Here is an 18944-nt window from a genome sequence, read left to right as displayed (position 1 = left end):
CCATTAAAAATTATTAGTTCAATGTTGTATTCTTGTTTTTGAAATTAACTTTATTATATATCATAATTATCCAACTATCCACAAAATCTGTCAACAAAATAGGTATTTTGTGGATAATGTAGTCAAAATTCATCCCATTTTCATGAAGTTTTCACACAATAAGACCATAAAAACTGGCCACAAAACTTTTTAAGCCCTATTTGTCATTGAATTCATACTGATATATAGACTTGAAACTAACCTACATTCTTTTCTAAAGTGTTATAAAATAAAGGAAAGGAAGTTTAGTCATGAATACAAAGGAATATTATATAGATGCTTTTGTTGAATATCTAGAAGCAAACGATAAAACATCTGGTACTGTTAAAACCTATAAAAAAAATATTAAGGACTTTATTAAATACTACATTGAGACATATGGTGAGGATTTTATCCCAGATAATGTGATTATGATGGATTTGAAAGATTATAGGAATTACCTACTTAATGTCAAGCGTCAAAAGGCATCGACAATAAATAATAAAATAGCAACGCTAAAACAATATTTTTCATTTTTACAAACTAGCCATATAATTACAAATGACCCATCTGAGAATATGAAAAAAGTGCGAACCAACAAGTCTACTGCTCCAAAGAGTTTTTCCAAAAAGGAATTTAGAAAAATAAAGAGACATGTATACAAAAGTCAAAAAGAACTATGGATTCTAGTATTTGAAATGTTAAGTAAAACAGGTATAAGGGTTTCTGAATTAATTAAAATCCAACTTGTAGATATAACAATAGGTGAGAGGTCTGGAAACCTTAGGGTAATAGGTAAAAATAATAAAGAACGTAATATTCCACTACAAATTGATGTGAGAAAGGCTATTATCTCATATATGGAAATACGAGATAAATTGTTAACCGATTCTGATTTCCTATTACTAAGCGAGCGTAAGGCGCCTTTTACTCGGTCTGGCATCTACAAAATGCTTAAGCAATGGGGAAATAATACAAATATTAAAATACACCCACACAAATTTAGGCATTACTTTGCTACTAGCCTTCTTAATAATCCAGATGCAAATGCTGATATCAATACGATTCAGTATTTAATGGGACATGAATCAATAGAAAGCAGTGCTGTCTATCTACGTGCACGGGAAGAAGACTTAATTAAAAGCATTGATGCTATTGATGATTACTAAAAATAAGCAGTGCACTCAGCAATTAATTATGAGTGTACTGCTTTAATATTTATTCACAGATACTTTAATTCAGGTGAAATTACTCACTTAATAACATTGGTTATAGGCAAAAATTATAGTTTTAGTGATGAATATGTAATCTAACTTTTGTTGAGCCTCATCACCTTTATTAAAAGGGTCCTAGAATAGGAAACACAACCAAATATCCATAAACCTTATCCCCTGTTCTTACCTTAGTTCCTATAAAACCTAACTCAAATCCTCCATTAATTCATCTAGACTTCTATAACATCTGTCTAATAAACCATAATCAACATCGTCCCTATCATTTTCAGTACAAAATCGGACTTGATAAAGTATTTCCAAGTTTTCATCGTACCCCTTGTCTATCACCATGTTCTTCAGTTTGAATGTCTCTAATACTATCAACTTTCCAAAAATCATTGTGCCTTTCATATCTTTCACTCCATTCGTTTTATATTTAGGAGCATCATATAGATTGTACTAGCAGTTTCAACTTTTGACATGATTTATTTTTAATATATTTGGACAACAAAAAAGGATAAAGGCTTGACCCTTATCCCTAGTACTTGTTATCTATTCCGAATTCTTAAATTCTATAGCCCATCTCACCTTGACCCTTACTCATTACCCTGCCCTTTTATTTCACTCCATTCCTTTTTGTTTTCCTTTATTACATAAATTGTTACTAGACTAAAAGGTATTAACACAAACCATCTATAAGCCTCCAGGTCTACCTTAAAAGTATTATATAGTATAAAAAATGTAGTATATGCAACTATGGTCGGTAGGATAATACCAAGTATAACTTCTATCTTCATTTTCTTATTCAAATTAAACATCTCCTTTTCTTATTGATATTATTAGCATAGCGCGCATGGTTAAATTTGTCAGGTCCAAACTTCTAAAAAATATATAGTCTAAAAATTTGCTTTCAATCATATCTATCCGTATAATACGCAAAAATAAAAGGAGACGGTTATATGATAGATTTAGAAATTTTACGTTTAGAATTGAATTACTTAAAAGCAGGAGTAAAGGAAGTGATAGGGAAAAGTGCTGCAGAGGAAATAGGTGAAGCAATCAACCTTTTAGTTTTTTGTTTCCTCAATCCTACCAACTATACATCCCCTGATATTTCTAAAGCAATACAATTAATCAAAGAGCATCTTGGGGTAATACAGGAAGTAATGGGGCCTAATGAATACGAAATTTTTAAAAGCAACCTTATTACTATTGGTTCACTATTAAAAAGGTTAAAATTTGAATCCAGCATTCTTTCATAAAATAGTAAGACGTAAAAGTTATACATATATCATGCATTACTGCTTTATCATAATCCCTTACACCCTTAAACCTTATACCAAATCTCACTCCGACACTATCTGGTAAATCCCATTCGTACACCTATAAACCTTATTACTTACTTTATTAGGGTCCCTATCTATTTCAACAAGCGACTCAAGAATTTCTATATGTTCAGGCTGATAACTTGCAATCACTAATGTAGTCGACGAAGAAATCATAAAGATGTAGTCACTTCCTACCCTTCTTATTATTTGTTTCTGAAACTCACTACTAAGCACTAAACTTGCATTATAATCTGTCGCATATTTAAATGTGTAGATATCTCTAAATTCACTCAATTTTATGAGTGGATTTGTTATTGTATTAAGATTATCCCAGGCTTTTTCCTTTACCTTTTCTAAATTAACTTCATCACTAGTAAGTATAAAGCGAAAAACTTCTCCCATATCAGAAACAAAAAATGTATTGATATCTTCAAATGCTTCCTCATTATAAAAGGATAACTCGCTATCTTTAGCAAAATCACTTTTCTTTAATAAAGGAAATATATTATCAAAATCTATCTTAAATTTATGCTGTCCAAGAATTTTTCTAATAATTCCTTTGTAAGTGTGTAAAGTTTCTTCATAATCCTCATCCAATTGATATTCATTAAAAATAGTTTCAATTGGAATATTCATCTTTGCTGCATCCCATTCAATTACAATATCATCGCCGTACTTGAATGCCTTTGTAAATTCATGGTTTAAATCATTAATTAATTTTTCTATAAACTCTTTAGTTGTAAGCACTTTGCTACCTCCTCTAAATTAAAAAAAAGCACATTCCCTTCTACCTAATCCAGTACAATGCCTGGCAGTAAAAGAGAATATACTCTCATCTGTGTTTGCTTTCTATATCTTATTAGAAATAGTAGCGCAATTTATTACTATTTGCAATGCTATCTTTAATATTATTAATTACTATTACTTAACTTTTCATAAGTCTCTACCAGCATCATATTCATAAGTGCTGTTTTAAATTGTTCATCATCCAAGATACGAGTAAAGAAAGATTGATTCTGGTCCATTCTATCAATTACCTTGTTTAAGAATACCTTTTCAAATGCCAGACTAAAATCATCAATTGAATTGGTTTTTGCCTTTAGTACCAAATCCTCATCTGTTGCAAAGTCTTCCTTGATTTGCTCAACAGATAACTGGTCTGACTTGGTAAATTCTGTCCCAAACCTTTTATTTAACCTATCAATGATACTAGATAAATATTCTGATTCACCTTCATTAACCATAGCACCTGCAAATCTTACAGGTGTAACAGGAACATTTTCATCATCAGAACTTAAAGAAGCACTTCCTTCAAAAGTCTTCTTATTAACATAATACTCCAAGGCAATCTCATCGGACAAATGAACAGTTGAACCTTTCCCTTTAGGCAACTTCTTTAAAAGGTAAGTAAGATATACAAATAGTTTATGAAGTTCTACATCTTCAAATGGTGTTATTTGGAGAATGAAGGAGTAAAGTCTAACATATTTAACTGACTGACTTTTAAATTCCTGTTGTATCTCTTCACCTTGTTTTTTAAATCTTTCTACCGCTACATCTACATAATGATTTAGCATTGCTCTATCTTTTGAATTCTTTTTAGCCTTTGGCTTATAATATATCTGAATAAATTTCTCTAACTCTTCTTGTATGTAGATGCCATAGGCATTCAATTCGTTTTGAATATCATATAGTAAGTTTGGCTCAGTTACTTCCTCTACAATTGTCGCTTGATAATATGGTTTAAAAGATTCTTGAATATCTTCAGCACTATTAACAAAATCAAGAACAAATGTATCTGATTTCCCTGGACAAGTTCTATTTAATCTTGATAAAGTTTGAACCGCTTTTACTCCTGATAGTTTCTTATCTACGTACATAGTATGTAATAGGGGCTGGTCAAAGCCTGTCTGATATTTTTCTGCAACTAATAGTACTCTATAATCATCCGTAGCAAATCTTTTTGGAAGTTCTGATTCCTTAAACTTATTCATTTCACTTTCAGTATAATCTTCCCCATTATCTTTTACTGTTCCTGAAAAGGCTACTAAGGTTTTCATGTTTTTATAGCCTTTCTTTTTTATGTATTCATCAAATGCATGTTTATATCGAACTGCATGTAGTCTAGAACTAGTAACAACCATTGCTTTTGCTCTTCCACCTATCTTCTTACTTGCTACATTTCTAAAATGCTCTACTATAATTTCAGTTTTCTGGGCAATGTTGTGAGGATGGATACTTACATAGCGTGTTAAGGCCTTTGTGGCTTTAGCCTTATCAAAAGCAGGGTCATCTTCTACTTTCTTAGCCAGTTTAAAATAGGTCTCGTAAGTTGTATAATTTTGAAGAACATCTAAAATAAAATTTTCTTCTATAGCCTGACGCATAGAGTATAGGTGAAATGGATGCGGCAGACCATCATCACCAATTGTTCCAAACATTTCTAGTGTTTTGGCTTTTGGTGTTGCTGTAAAAGCAAAGAAACTAATATTAGCCTGTTTCCCTCTTTTCTTTATTACTTTTAAAATTTCTTCATCAGGGTCATATACTTCCCCCTCTTCATCTAGTTTTGCTGCTTCTTCTAAAGTGTTTGCTGATAGCACTTCTCTTAAAGAAGCCATATTCTCTCCTGCACTACTGGAATGGGCTTCATCTATAATGACTGCGTATTTTTGATTTTCTAATTCTCCTACCTTTTCAATAATAAAGGGGAACTTTTGTAATGTAGATATTATAATTCTTGTTCCATCTTTAACTGCATTAGCCAATTGAGTGGAGTCTTTATCAATTTTTTGAACGACTCCATGTTTATGCTCTAACTGATAAATACTATCTTGTAGTTGTTTATCTAAAACTCTTCTGTCTGTAATGACTATAACAGAATCAAAGACAGGATTATCCTTATCATCATGTAAATTAGATAGTCTATGAGCAAGCCATGATATGGAATTTGTTTTACCTGAACCTGCACTATGCTGAATAAGATAATTTGTACCTACGCCTTTTTCCTTGGCATCGGCTTCTAATTTCCTAACTGAATCTAATTGATGATATCTTGGGAAAATAACAGTCTCTGTAGTATATTTGTTCCCGTCTATGTCTTCTTTTTCTTTTGTTTGAATGTATACAAATCTATGTAGTAAATCCATTAGACTATCTTTTTGAAGAATCTCTTCCCAAAGATATGCCGTTTTAAACCCATTGGGATTCTCTGGATTTCCTTTTCCACCATCACAGCCCTTGTTAAAAGGAAGAAATAAGGTCTTATTTCTAGAAAGTCTTGTAGTCATATAAACCTCGGAAGTATCTACTGCAAAGAAAACAATGGCTCTTTTCTTAAACTGAAACAACAGTTCATTAGGGCTTCTGTCTTTCTTGTACTGCATGATTGCATCTTGATATGTTTGACCAGTGAAAGGATTTTTAAGTTCTAAAACAACAACAGGAAGTCCGTTCACACAGATAAGCATATCTATACTGTTTTCATTTTTGATACTGTAGTGTACCTGCCTTGTGACGGATATCCGATTCTTTTCATAAAGTTTTATCATTTCATCATTTAATTTGCTGGCAGGCTGGAAATAGGCAAGGTCTAAATACACGCCATAGTCTTTAATTCCATGCCTTAATACATCAATCATACCACGGTTATTTAATTCTCTATTTAACCGGCTTAATACTTTAAACTGATACTGTTCCTTATATATCTCTCTTAATCTCTCCATCTTCTTTGGTTGTGTATCTTCTAAAAAACCAAAAAGAAGTTTAGTATCAATGGCAAATTCTTTGTTATAGTCATCAGGATTACCCTTAATATATCCTGATTTTAATAAATGTTCTTCAACATATTCCTCAAAACCCTTTTCGCTAAGTTCTACTGGTGTTTTAGCCATTTTCTCACTTCCTTACTAACTATTTGCTAATAAATCAATTTTATTTACATCCCAAATCTTTTTACATATCTCTTTATAAAGAGATTGCCTTTCAATTAGTTCTGCCTTATTAAATTGTGCATATGGTTTAAAGGGTAACTGTGTATTATTCATAAAGCATAAAAATAATGGATTATTATTATAACAATTCTGATTTAAAGTCCGAGCCAGCAGGTTTTCACTGTCGTACTTGATTACTTTCTTACTGTATTCCATATCCTGCAAACTTCTGTTTTTATCTTTAGGAAGTATTAACAAACCTCCAAACCTATTTCTAAAATCTTTAAATTCTTCTTCTGTTGAAAATTCTAACTGGTGATTACCCTGAGTATAATCATCAGCCCAGATATGCTCTATATCATATGGATTTTTTTGTTCTCTATTTACATAGTCGGCAAAATTGCTGTTGATGCCGCTTTGTTCCTCTACGTAGTAGGTCATTCTTGAGAGAATATGGAGCATATATCTTCTTGTAAACTGATTTAAATAAAAACCATCAATTCCTTCAAGCGTTAACTCCATATTATTTATATAACGCTTTAATATCTCAGCCAATTCCTTAATATCCTTATTACGTATCATTTTTGTTATATTAAATACAGTATATCTAATAGAGGAATAATCCACCGTCTTAAAATTGAAAATCCTGATGGATATAAATTGGTCAATAAAGCAGGAAACCATTTTGATTTTTTTATTAACAACATCCTGGGTATCATCACTTTTTATTGCTGATAATATAATTTGGTACTGCAGCGTAAATCCTCTGTCAGCATTATAAAATACATACTCATAATCCTTATTAAACTTGCGGGAGTATTCCTTTAAGCGAATATAAATATCAGCATACATCCTAAAGTTTTTAAGTATAAATTTTTCAAAATCTGCACTGCTGTTTAAGCCCATAACAGACTTATTCTCTCGGACCCATTTATGGAATGTTGTTCCGATTATATCAAAGTCCTTGTTCTCTGCATCCTTTTTACCTTCCCTTATAGTTTCTGCATACTGGGCCCTTAACCAGTTCTTTATAAAGTCAGCATCTCCATCCTTTTCAATTTCTTTTAATTGTACAATTTTATTCTTCCATAAATCATTTGCCTTATTTCTGATTGTATTATCATCCATTTCGGAAAGAAGGTAGCCCTTTAACATCTCCGTTGGCGTGAGCCTCAATCCCCTGTCGTTCATTGTTACAAAAACTTTATGAGCATCTTGCTCCGAATCAGTCCTTATTTCTACAAGACTCACATTGTCTATTAACCATTCAATAAATACTGGCAGGGGACTTCCTTTTAATTCGTCAGGAAAAATCCGCTCAATATCTTTATATCGATTGTAAAGGTTAATAACACTCTCTGACTGCTCATTGGTAATGTCATAATCACCTGTTTCAAATAGAGATGCTAAACAAACCTCCCTTTCTGTGACATTTATGCAAAAAGTCTTTTGGCCGTACATCTCTGAGTAAATCAAGTTATCAATATTGACTTTAGGCAGACTCGTCTGCTGTTTTTGAAGATTGTTTAGGTATATGAGGAGCAGCGTTAATGAGGATAACCTCTGTTGTCCATCTATAATTGCATTGTCATTGGTAAGGATAATGGGACCTAAAAAGTAGTCTCCATAATTCCTCACATCAATCTGCCTGTCTCCGTCCTTATAGAACTCATTAAACTCGTTGGTTAAATCCTCTATAAGTTCTTCAATCTGCTTGGTTTCCCAGTTATATTCCCGCTGATAATACTGAACCGTGTATTTATTATTCAGCAGTGTACGGATATTCACTGCATGGGCAGTTATCTTGTTCATCCTTATATCACCTCGCTTATACTTCCAAATTCCCTCACATCAATTTTACCTGTTACTGCTTCTGATATAAGGGATTGGCGGTATTCTTTTAGTTTTTGGATTTGTGCTTGTATATCATTTACCAATTGGTTAATCTGCGTAGTGCAATTATCAAGATATTCTACAATATACATTTGCTCATCTCTATCTGGTAATGCACATTCTAAAGCACCAATGTCAGAAGCATTAACTGCAGGATAACTAACTCCTACTGACCTACGAACAATCTCATTAACATATTTTTCTGACCTCATTAAATAAAATAAATATTTCGGAACAACCTTTGATAGGGGAGTTAAGACTGCAAATCCTGTCGAACATATTAGGTTTGATTGAGCATTTTCAATAAAGGCTATTGCTTTCAAATATGTACGAACTGTGGATACTATGGTATCCCCCTTATATAAAATTCTTCTGGCTCTACTAGGTGCATCTTTAAAATTTAAACTTTGAACGCCATCAATTTCACCTATTGATGTTACGCTACTTATGTCAATATAATCTATTTCATAGTCGTCATCTGTACTTTCGCTTAATGTTTTATTATTAATTAATGATTCATACTTTATCTTTGAAAGCCTCCAATGCTCTGGAATCTCCCCTATCCACTCAATTCCTGAATCTTTCATCTTAACATTCGGATTAAGCCCTTTGGTAACGGTCTCGGTTATAATTGCTTGCCGTTTTTCCTGTAATAATTCAATTAATTTTTCCTTATCAGCAATCAAACCATCTATTTCAGCAGTTTTTTGGTCTAAAAAATTAGCAATAGATTTCTGCTGGTCCGTAGGAGGCAGTAAAATATTTATATTACCTAATTGTGTTCTACTAATCCTTTGGCGAGTGCCTCCTCGAGCAAGAAAATCTGCTTCTTGTAAGTATCCATCATAAGACAAAATATACACTAAATATCTTCTATCAATATTATCTTTTGGCTTTAATATACACACATCTACAGATGTAATCATTCTTTCTGTCAAACTTGGTGCTAAACATGCTCTACCAACAGGTCCGGCCAATCTACAAATTAATACATCATTTGGATATACTTCTGTACAATTTAAATCTTTAAAAGTGTCCTCTGAAATATATCTATATCCTTGTTCTTTATAACTACCAATCCCAATATTACCCGTCTGTATTAATCTTATACCTTCATCAGTTATATATGGACTTTCTATCCAATCTCCATCAACAAACGATTTATACTCATATTTAGGAATATATTTTATTTTAGATAAATCCCACTCTTCAGGTATTTTACCTATCCACTCAACCCCTGTATCCTTATACCTTTCATACTTCTTATACTGTCTCATTCACCCATCACCTTCTTCAATTTCTCTGAAATACTCTTTTCCAGTTCTATAATTTCTTTCATAATCTCCTCAGAAGGTCTTAGGGGCTGATATTTATAAAAATGCCTTGTGAAAGGTATTTCATATCCGATTTTAGTCTTGGTTTCGTCTATCCAGGCATCAGGCACGTGGGGTTTTACTTCCCGTTCAAAGTACTCATGTATATCTTCTTTTAGAGGTACGTTTTCAGTATCCCTCAAGTCTGGGTCTGGCTCAGGGTTACCTTTAGTATCTGTACAGACATCAGCGGTTTCATCTTTTTCAGATAGGGCAGATAATATAGCCTTTAATAAGGGACTTTTCAGATTGATGTCTTCTGCTTTAAAAGCCTTTTTAAGCATCTTAGTAAAGGTATTTCTATTTTTATAAATAGCAGTATCATCCATTGTCTTTAACACATCTATAATTTGTCCCTGAAGTTTCTTACCTTCATCTATTTCTTGTGCTCCTGATGCACCTTTCTTCCTAGATTTTGCAAGATTATTAAAGGCTGTTTCATTATATAGATTATTAATTCTTTCTGCCGTTACTTGAAAGTTAAGTCTTAATGGCCTTTCCACGACTATCTTTTGATATCCAAAGTCTTCATTATCGAAAATCTTACAGTATTCATTTTCTTTAAAGTCACCATAAATCCTTGTAATCTCTTTTATCTGTTCTTCACTAATTTCGTTTCTCTTGTTTCCAAGGCTCTTTCTCATTTTCTGATAGAAGTCTACTGCATTAACTAACTGTATTTTTCCTGTTCTTACAGGTCCTTTCATTAAGTCATCATTTTTACGATTCGTTACTATCCATATATATGTGGAAATACCTGTGTTATAAAATAGTTGGTCAGGTAGTGCAATAATACCTTCCAGCATGTCATTTTCAATTATCCAGCGCCTTATTTCCGATTCACCTGAACCTGCATCCCCAGTAAATAGTGGCGAACCATTAAAGATAATTGCTATACGACTACCAGTTTCATCTTGCTTCATCTTGGATATTAAATGCTGTAAGAATAATAAGGAACCATCAGATATTCTAGGAAGTCCTGCACCAAATCTACCGTCATATCCTTCACTTTCATTTTCATCTTTTATGAACTTTTGTGCTTTCTTCCACTCCACACCAAACGGCGGATTGGTAAGCATATAGCGAAAGGTTTGTCCTTTATGTCCATCCTCTGTAAAACTATCTCCTAAAATAATATTATCTGCCTTGTGTCCTTTTATAAGCATGTCGGATTTGCAAATACTAAAGGACTGAGGATTTATCTCTTGTCCATATAATTCAACCTGTATACCAGGATTTAATTCTCTTAGATATTGTTCTGCTACTGAAAGCATACCACCCGTTCCAGCACAACAGTCATATATAGTTGTTATAAGACCTGGCCTTGTTAATTCTTCATTATCTTCACTTAGAAGAATATTTACCATAAGCCTAATAACTTCACGAGGTGTATAGTGGTCACCAGCCTCGGCATGTTCATTAAATCTTCTAATAAGTTCTTCAAATATGTAACCCATCTGTGTATTACTAACCACCTCTGGATGTAAGTCAATTTTGTTAAACTCAGATATAATAAGGTATAGAAGATTATTATCATTAAGTTTAGTTATTTGCTTATCAAAATCAAAATGCTCAATAATTTCTCTAGCATTCTTAGAAAAGCCATTAATATAATTTCTCAAATTGTTGGCTATATTATCAGGGTCAGCAAGCAACTTATCAAAATCATATTTACTGGTATTGTTAAATTCTTGCTTTGATATTCGATTAAGCACCGGGTCCATATTCTGAAGACCTGACTTCTTTAATGTCTCATATTTATCTAAAACCTCCTGCTTAGTTTCAGTAAGAACACAATCAAATCTTCTTAGTACGGACATCGGCAAGATAATATCTCCGTATTGTTCCTTTTTATACGGCCCTCTCAGTAGTTCTGCTATACTCCAAATAAAGTTTATTTTTTCTTGAAAGTTACTCAATTTTAGTTCTCCTTCTATATTAAATTTTCTATTACAATTAATATTTATCTTAATTATATCAGTCAACCTTTTATTTATCTATATTATATAATTAGGCTGTTCTTAAATAGGACTCTATCTGAAAAAGTTCATCTAAATATAATATCAGTTTTAATGAATTTACTTCACTATCATAATTTATAGCCTGTCCATGGAACATTTTATGCCTGCTAAAGTCGTCTACTTCATCTGGATTTTGAGGATTATATCTAATATAAAATAAGTCTATACAGTTAAATGTATATTTTAGTATAAATTCATCTAACTCTTTCGCTTTTTTCTTAAAACCATTATATAGAGGACTAAATTTATAATGTGTTAAACTATAAGTATCACTCATAAAATCCCTAATAACTCCCTCTAACATCATTCCCAATACTGGAATCGATAAGGAGTATAATCCCAATTTATGGGCATAAAATGCATCTCTTATTTGTTTCCTTCTTGTAGCATAATAAGGCAATTCATTCCATGACTTTAGTATTCTTTCTAATCCACTGTATTCATTGTTTTTATAATATTCACATATTATGTCATCCACATCTTGTTTGGTTAAATCATCTCCATTATCATAAATATAATTAATTATGCTTATTGGAAGTGAATCTATAAGCCACCATTCATATCGAAACATAATCTTGGCTCTATTAGTTAGATTATTATTTATGTTTTTTCTGGCTATAAGGGTTTTTTGTGCTGAAAGAATAAATGGAGTTATATTGTTGATTAAGTTTTGTTGTAATTCATTAATCTTAAAGCCTGCGAGTTCAGGCCCTAATATGCCTTTTATTCCTTCCGTGAATATCTTTATGTTATTTTGAAAGTTTATATTTAGTGACCTTTTAACTGATTCTTGTGTTTCTATTATCCTTTGCAGATAGTCCATATTGATTGGCAATAGTATATCACTTATGCTATCTATACTAGAATAAATATTTTGAATCGCTGGATTAACCATACTAGAAATCGAAGCCAATGATGATTGCATTTGATATATTGACTTGCTCACACTTTCGTTAATTGGGTTAATTATATTTATATGTGTACCGATGGAATTCTCTATATTACTTGCTATGGCAATCGTTTCTACTAATGCAGAATTTCCTACAATATTTTGATAGGCTTCTATTGCATTAACCTTAACAGGTTTTATTGTTTCAATAATTCCAGTCATCTTTTTAGTTGCCTCTAGAAATGTTGAAAACTGTTTTTTATAACCTAATTCAAGTTTTTGAAGGCTCTTTTTTATTTGTTCAGAATATTGCTCAGTTTCTGTCTTATGTATTGCGTAGAAAATTTCAAAGAAATTATCGCCTTTTATTGATTTTTCTGATTTAATTTTCTTTAAATCTTCTGAACTATTTATAACCTCATTACCTATCTTTATTAAATCATCATTCGATAATTTATCTATATCACTTAATTCCAAAATGGGAAATTCATCTTCCTTGTAAACAAAACTTTTATTACTATCAATCATTTTAAGAATCATGATACAGAATGACTTTCTATAATCTTTAGTTTCCTCATATGCCCTTTCATATGTAATTGCTGCTTTAAAACTATAAAAAACAGGAATTTCTAATTGATTACCCTTCCAATTTACAGATACTAACTTAATGGCTCTTTTATGAGCCTTAATTATTTCTTCTGTACTTAATGTTTTATTTGTATCTTTAGATTCTTCAATCATATATATAACCACCCTTTTTAGTACGCTCTTTATTATATTTTATGACATAATATCATAAGATTCAATTGATTATATACCTAAACATCATACAAACTACTTCTACCAATTCAATTAGTTCATTGAATATGTTTTTTAATATCATCTTCTTCTGTAAGGCTATTACTTATTTCTTCATGACCTTCCATGTCTTCAGTTTCAAACATCATATTGTCTAATCTAGGAATATGACTATCAATACCACCATCATAAACTCTAAGTCTATTCTTCATATCTCCCTATATTTCTGAGAATAACACATAAAAAAGTATAGGGTCTGATTCTCCATAGGTTTAACCCTACTTTCACAATATTTCTTTGCATTATCTAATTAATTTATTGATTTCATCACATTAAAAAACTGCCTACATATTAAAGCAGACAGTTCTTGAAGATGAAGCCTATAATGAAACCACTATTAGACTTTAGCATTCTATATATAATTTAATAACTATATCAAGTTTAATTACCCTTTAAGCCTTTATTCTTTTAATTCCTTACCCCTTTACTCCTATTATCCCTATTAACCTACTATACCTTAACCCTTAACACCTAATATATGTATATAGTTAATTGGGTATAAGGCTCATGGATTAAGGATTCCTGCCGATTTTCATGCGACAAAATGATATTTTTACCCTGCTATTCCAAATACTTAACGATTAAGTCATCTAATCTTTGGCTTAAATCTAATATTTCTATACTACTTAAGTTGTTTCCATTTTCGACAACCTTCTTATTCAATTCTTCCTTTATTTCCAAAATTTCATTTGCCAAGCCACTTGTTTCATCTTCTTTCTTTTGTTCTCTCTTTATTATCTTTTGCTCATATAACTGTATATCTGCCATTCTAATCATCTCCTCTATGCTAAAGGTATTATTACTTGATGCAATTCCTACACTTACCTCAATATCTATCTTGTGCTTTTTTGCCATCTCATGAATCGTCTCTCTAATTCGAGTTACTACCTTTTCTGTCGCCATTTTATCTTTGGTAGGAAGTAAGATTATAAATTCATCACCTCCAAACCTTATTCCTAAATCCTTTTGCCTTATGCCTTTCTTAATCGCTTGTCCCACTATCCTAATAACCTTATCTCCTGCAAGATGCCCATACGTATCATTTAACATTTTCAAATTGTCTACATCTATGAGTATCAAAGATAAGTATTTATCCATATTAATGGGTAAGGCTTCCCTTTTAATAAATTCTAGGTAATTCCGATTATATAGTCCTGTTACTTCATCCCTGATTGCTTTAACACAATTATTACAATCTGCCATCTTAGCGATAACAATCAAAAAGAAGGTTTGGTTGTTTAGAATAAATCTATCTATTACTACCTGATATTTCTTGAAACAAGATTGTACAGGCATATCATTAAATGAGTCATATGACGATATAAGAACTTTTAAATAATTTTTGGCCATATTTATGTTCACATTACTATACAATACCTCTTTGTTTATATTTAGTATTATTCTTATAATATTTTTGTCATTTTTCTCTTTTTCCAATTTAGTACCTCCAATGTATTAGTTTCATATTTGGAAGTACTTTTTACCCACTTTGTCCAAACAAAAAAGACACACCTCCCCTATACTATTTTGCAGTATAAATAAGGTGTGTCCCTTACAACTATATTTGCTAGATTATCATATATTTACATAATATTCAATGAACAAGCATCTACTTTTTCACTATAATGGTCCAGCGAATAGCCGTCTTGATGTGCTGCTCATCGTCGCAACCACTGACTGTCACGTTTACATAATAAGGTTGTAAGTTACATTTATATCCATTATTTGCTAGGGTGTCTGTTACTAGTATCAATGCTTTTACAAGTGTGTAATTTGCATTTACACCCATAGCATCAACGTGACATGCTCCATTATTTACTACTTCCTCTAACATTGCAACAGATACAGCATTAATATTACTGTCCTTTGCAACTTTAAATACCTTTATATCCATAATAAAATCCCTCCTATATGATTTTTAGCATTATAGAAAGGGATATTTTATAGTTTCAAGTTTAGATATATATAGTGTTATTACTTTTGCAAACAGTTGAACTATATTTGTTATTGCTTATAAACAATGGCAACAAATTGTTGCTAAACATAATTATCTTTGATTCATTGTTTAATAAGATGGCTACATCTATATATACATTTCTGTTTTTAAGACATTGATATTTTTTGACCACTGTTTAAAAAGGATTAACAATTAAGTTAACGTTATTAATTGTGCTATTCCCCAAGAACTTGGTAATAGCAAACCTCAATTTTCAACTGTTTGTAAGGGTTAACAATAAATGAATGGTTCGTATTTTAATATATTCAAAGTTCAATTGTTTATAAGGTATTTAACATTCTTTATAATACCCTCTATTTATATTATACTAACCTCAAAATTGAAAATGTGACACTTTTTTTAAATTTTATAGTTTTTTAATTTATTTCACATTATTTTTTAGGATTGCATCATAATCCTTAATAACTATTCTTTTTTTCTCATACCTAACCGACTGCAATTGGGCACTTTTATATGCCTTATCCACCTGTTCCTTTGTGGCTTCCCCTGCATCTTTCACACCTTCAATAATCATCTTATATATATTCTTGAACCCTAACTCCTGAAGACTCTTTACATTTTTCTCAAAGTTTTTTAAACCAACCTCATCATTGTCAACAAGTAGATATACCTTAATAGTATCTGTTTTATCCTTGTATAATTCATACAATTGATACAATTGCCCTCGACTTAACGAATGGCCAAGCATCCCAACCGTATTTTTGTAACCATGCTTAAGAACCATCTTCATTACATCAAATGGACCTTCTGCAATAAAAACTTCATCTTTATTTTCAACTGATAATCTATTGGCATTATATAAAGTATGGCCTGACTTAAATCCATTAAAATTATAGTATTTTTTGTAACTACAGTTTTGATTCTTAATTTCCTCTATTTGTTCTTCTCTGCTCATATTACCATCTAATCTTAATCTTTTAGCCCAATAATTATAGTGTTCTTTCTCACTATATTTACTTCTACCAATAACACCCACAAGCCTATTATCTAAATCTTTAACCAAGAAACATATTCTATCTTTAAAGACATTGGTACAATCTCTCCCAGCGAAATACACTTCCATCTCTTCAGCATCCCTTACGGTAAATCCTCTCTTATAAAACGCAGGTGGATATACCCCTTTATTAAAGCCAAATCCTTCAAGGCTAATCTCTGGAAGACTTCGCTTCTCTATTATGATTTCTTCCTCTAGATTTATATAATCTTCTTTTATTTCTACAACATCTTTCTTAGGGATATTCACAACTGCAACTCCTAAGACTTCTGCTATCCATTCTAATGCTTCTGTGAATCTATATCCTTTTTTTTCACATACAAACTTGATAAAATTTCTCTTTTCTCCACATTTAAAGCAACCTACAAAATAGGAACCATCTGTACCCTTTTTCAAAAATGCATGTTGATACTTGCTGCTGTGCTTATCACATCCCCACGGACAATGCTCAAATTTTCCTCTTTCTATTGTATATCCCATGGTTTTAATTACATACTCTATATTTAACTGAGAACTAGTATTTATCTTATGTTTTAACTCATTGTAATACACATAGGTCTGCTGTTGAAAATTATTGTATTTATTGTTTTTCTTTTTTTTATTATATTTAAGGTATGTCTTTACAATTATTCTAATTTCTTCGTTATCATTATGGGTAAGGTAATTTTCCAAGTAACTTCTATTTCGCTCATCTATGCATTTAAGTGTATGACCTTTATATTTTCCAAATCTAACAATATAATCGCCTGCATATGCTTTAAAGCACTCTTTAATTTCTTCTTTTACTACACTGTTTGTACTTCTCTTATATTGTCCCCAAAGATATTGTAATCCTGAATAATTCGCATGGATAATTTCCATATTCATAACTTCTAGCATCTCCATACCTTTGACTTTACCAAATGAAAATAATCTCTTCTTCATGTATATCGCCTCCATCTTAATTTTGAAGGCATTATATTGACCATAACATTGCTTTTCAACTTTCCATTAAAAAATTATTGCCTAATAATTTGATTTTCTTCCTCCTATGGCTAAAATGTCAAAAACAATTCTGGAGGATTGCTTATGATGAGAAAGCCATTTGTAAATGATGAAAAAGTAAAAGACTTGTTGTACAAGTATAAATTAGGACAAAAAGACAAAAGTCGATTAAATAAACAACAGCAAAACGAAATCTTGATTGAATTATATTATTTAATGGAACCGCTTCTAAAATGGAGCATAACAGGCGATATAACAAAGGTCTATTCGAAAAAGATTAGAAACCAGAAGTTCTCCAAATTAGTTAAAATTCAAAAATCTTTAAGCGTCAGACGCTACCAATATTCTGTGTTAGATGTAACATCTGCTTTTGAGAAATATCTGAATGATTATATTCAACTATACGGATACACTGATGATAGCCACCCTAGGGAATATTCCCTTATCTATCCCTTTTGGGAAATGCTAAACAAAACGTCTTTGGATAAAATCGAAAAATCAGTAATGAAATATAATAATCAATACTCCTACTATTTAACTATTCGTTTTTGCGACCAATATTGGAGTTACATATATAAATGTGTCAGAAGGGATTTAGCAATGCAGATACTTAGTATAGATATGATTAGGCATAGATATAATTCAGATGATTTAACTAATTACTTTGACAAATTTCAATATAAGCATAATATGTTTACTCTTATTGATGATGATAAGTTAGATAATGTTTTATCTACTATTAATCTGATATTAACGGATAAAGAACAGCAAGTATTAAAACTGTTTACAGAAGGATATTCGCATACAGAAATTGCTGATATATTAAAAATCACCTCTGCTAACTCTCGCCAAATTAAAAAAAGAGCCTCTGACAAGATTATCGACTATCTTCAGCAAAATGAATACTAACTAATTATTTTATTCTCTTTTTGAAATTTGACTTGATTTACAAAATCTTCTTCCACTAATATGCACACATCAATTGATGGAGGTGATTTGTATGTTAACAATTAATATTCCTAAATTTAATGAAATTTCTTTAGAAGAAACTTTAAATTACACAGTGTATTCCCAAAAACTCGAAAAAACTATTGCTACAATAACAAGATACGCAATAAAATGTCTTAATGAAAAGATGGAGAAACAAGATTTATCTGAAGATGAGATTATTATCTTTTACCTTACCAAATGTTTACTAAGCATATCTACAAATCCTGCATGGATACAAAATGCAGATAAATATGAACTTGATGAAGACTACCTTTATATTGTACTAAAAAAATATTTCTACAATTATACAGACAAATTTGATATTTGAAGCAATTGGAGGTGTTATTATGAGTAAGCATTTAAAAATGGAAATTAACCACTTATTAAATGTAATAGAAAATGCTTTGGTAAAGACTCTATAACATATCAAAAT

16 protein-coding genes are annotated in these 18944 nt (G+C 31.2%); 4 read left to right on the top strand and 12 right to left on the bottom strand.

Features of this window, described 5'->3' with window-relative positions:
* The first annotated feature begins 290 nt into the window (after positions 1–290).
* Complete coding sequence (locus EJN67_RS08370; protein WP_129723881.1) at positions 291–1187, top strand: tyrosine-type recombinase/integrase; 897 nt, start codon at positions 291–293, stop codon at positions 1185–1187.
* Positions 1188–1436: 249 nt separating this feature from the next.
* Here EJN67_RS08370 and EJN67_RS08365 read toward each other — a convergent pair whose 3' ends face one another.
* Together EJN67_RS08365 and EJN67_RS08360 are read right to left on the bottom strand one after the other, a co-directional pair.
* Complete coding sequence (locus tag EJN67_RS08365; protein WP_129723880.1) at positions 1437–1643, bottom strand: hypothetical protein; 207 nt, start codon at positions 1641–1643, stop codon at positions 1437–1439.
* A gap of 185 nt (positions 1644–1828) precedes the next feature.
* Positions 1829–2041: a hypothetical protein gene (locus EJN67_RS08360; RefSeq protein WP_129723879.1), complete on the bottom strand. Its 213-nt coding sequence runs from the start codon at positions 2039–2041 to the stop codon at positions 1829–1831.
* Between the two features lie 150 nt (positions 2042–2191).
* Here EJN67_RS08360 and EJN67_RS08355 point away from each other — a divergent pair, with 150 nt between their 5' ends.
* On the top strand, positions 2192–2494 hold the full coding sequence (locus tag EJN67_RS08355; RefSeq protein WP_129723878.1) for a hypothetical protein: 303 nt from the start codon (positions 2192–2194) through the stop codon (positions 2492–2494).
* A gap of 84 nt (positions 2495–2578) precedes the next feature.
* On the opposite strand, the gene EJN67_RS08350 is transcribed toward EJN67_RS08355, so the two are convergent.
* The 10 genes from EJN67_RS08350 to EJN67_RS08310 all read right to left on the bottom strand — a co-directional run bounded on the left by EJN67_RS08350 (position 2579) and on the right by EJN67_RS08310 (position 17461).
* Entirely contained in the window at positions 2579–3307 is a 729-nt protein-coding gene (locus EJN67_RS08350) for a DUF1444 family protein (RefSeq protein ID WP_129723877.1), read from the bottom strand.
* A gap of 164 nt (positions 3308–3471) precedes the next feature.
* Positions 3472–6453 (bottom strand): type I restriction endonuclease subunit R, encoded by a 2982-nt coding sequence (locus EJN67_RS08345; protein ID WP_129723876.1) that lies wholly within the window; start codon positions 6451–6453, stop codon positions 3472–3474.
* Positions 6454–6468: 15 nt separating this feature from the next.
* Complete coding sequence (locus tag EJN67_RS08340; RefSeq protein WP_129723875.1) at positions 6469–8304, bottom strand: DUF262 domain-containing protein; 1836 nt, start codon at positions 8302–8304, stop codon at positions 6469–6471.
* 2 nt (positions 8305–8306) lie between these two features.
* Positions 8307–9662: a restriction endonuclease subunit S gene (locus EJN67_RS08335; RefSeq protein ID WP_129723874.1), complete on the bottom strand. Its 1356-nt coding sequence runs from the start codon at positions 9660–9662 to the stop codon at positions 8307–8309.
* The gene (locus tag EJN67_RS08330; RefSeq protein ID WP_129723873.1) at positions 9659–11677 is read right to left on the bottom strand and encodes a type I restriction-modification system subunit M; all 2019 of its coding nucleotides are present in this window, start codon (positions 11675–11677) and stop codon (positions 9659–9661) included. The genes EJN67_RS08335 and EJN67_RS08330 overlap by 4 nt, the downstream gene beginning before the upstream one ends.
* 91 nt (positions 11678–11768) lie before the next feature.
* Positions 11769–13409 carry a hypothetical protein gene (locus tag EJN67_RS08325; RefSeq protein ID WP_129723872.1) on the bottom strand — a complete coding sequence of 547 codons (1641 nt, stop codon included), beginning with the start codon at positions 13407–13409 and terminating at the stop codon, positions 11769–11771.
* Positions 13410–13525: 116 nt separating this feature from the next.
* Positions 13526–13678 carry a hypothetical protein gene (locus EJN67_RS14035; RefSeq protein ID WP_165000804.1) on the bottom strand — a complete coding sequence of 51 codons (153 nt, stop codon included), beginning with the start codon at positions 13676–13678 and terminating at the stop codon, positions 13526–13528.
* 409 nt (positions 13679–14087) lie between these two features.
* The gene (locus EJN67_RS08320) at positions 14088–14963 is read right to left on the bottom strand and encodes a diguanylate cyclase (protein ID WP_129723871.1); all 876 of its coding nucleotides are present in this window, start codon (positions 14961–14963) and stop codon (positions 14088–14090) included.
* A gap of 172 nt (positions 14964–15135) precedes the next feature.
* Positions 15136–15420 (bottom strand): stage V sporulation protein S, encoded by a 285-nt coding sequence (locus EJN67_RS08315; RefSeq protein WP_129723870.1) that lies wholly within the window; start codon positions 15418–15420, stop codon positions 15136–15138.
* 484 nt (positions 15421–15904) lie between these two features.
* Positions 15905–17461 carry a toprim domain-containing protein gene (locus EJN67_RS08310; RefSeq protein ID WP_165000803.1) on the bottom strand — a complete coding sequence of 519 codons (1557 nt, stop codon included), beginning with the start codon at positions 17459–17461 and terminating at the stop codon, positions 15905–15907.
* Between the two features lie 144 nt (positions 17462–17605).
* On the opposite strand from EJN67_RS08310, the gene EJN67_RS08305 reads away from it, so the two are divergent.
* Entirely contained in the window at positions 17606–18430 is an 825-nt protein-coding gene (locus EJN67_RS08305; RefSeq protein WP_129723868.1) for an RNA polymerase sigma factor, read from the top strand.
* 91 nt (positions 18431–18521) lie between these two features.
* Entirely contained in the window at positions 18522–18839 is a 318-nt protein-coding gene (locus EJN67_RS08300) for a hypothetical protein (RefSeq protein ID WP_129723867.1), read from the top strand.
* Positions 18840–18944 lie beyond the last annotated feature (105 nt).

Origin of the sequence: Xylanivirga thermophila, assembly GCF_004138105.1 — a bacterium.
In the GTDB taxonomy this organism is placed as follows: domain Bacteria; phylum Bacillota; class Clostridia; order Caldicoprobacterales; family Xylanivirgaceae; genus Xylanivirga; species Xylanivirga thermophila.
Note: the sequence above shows the minus strand (reverse complement) of the source record. Positions and strands in the feature narration are given on the sequence as shown.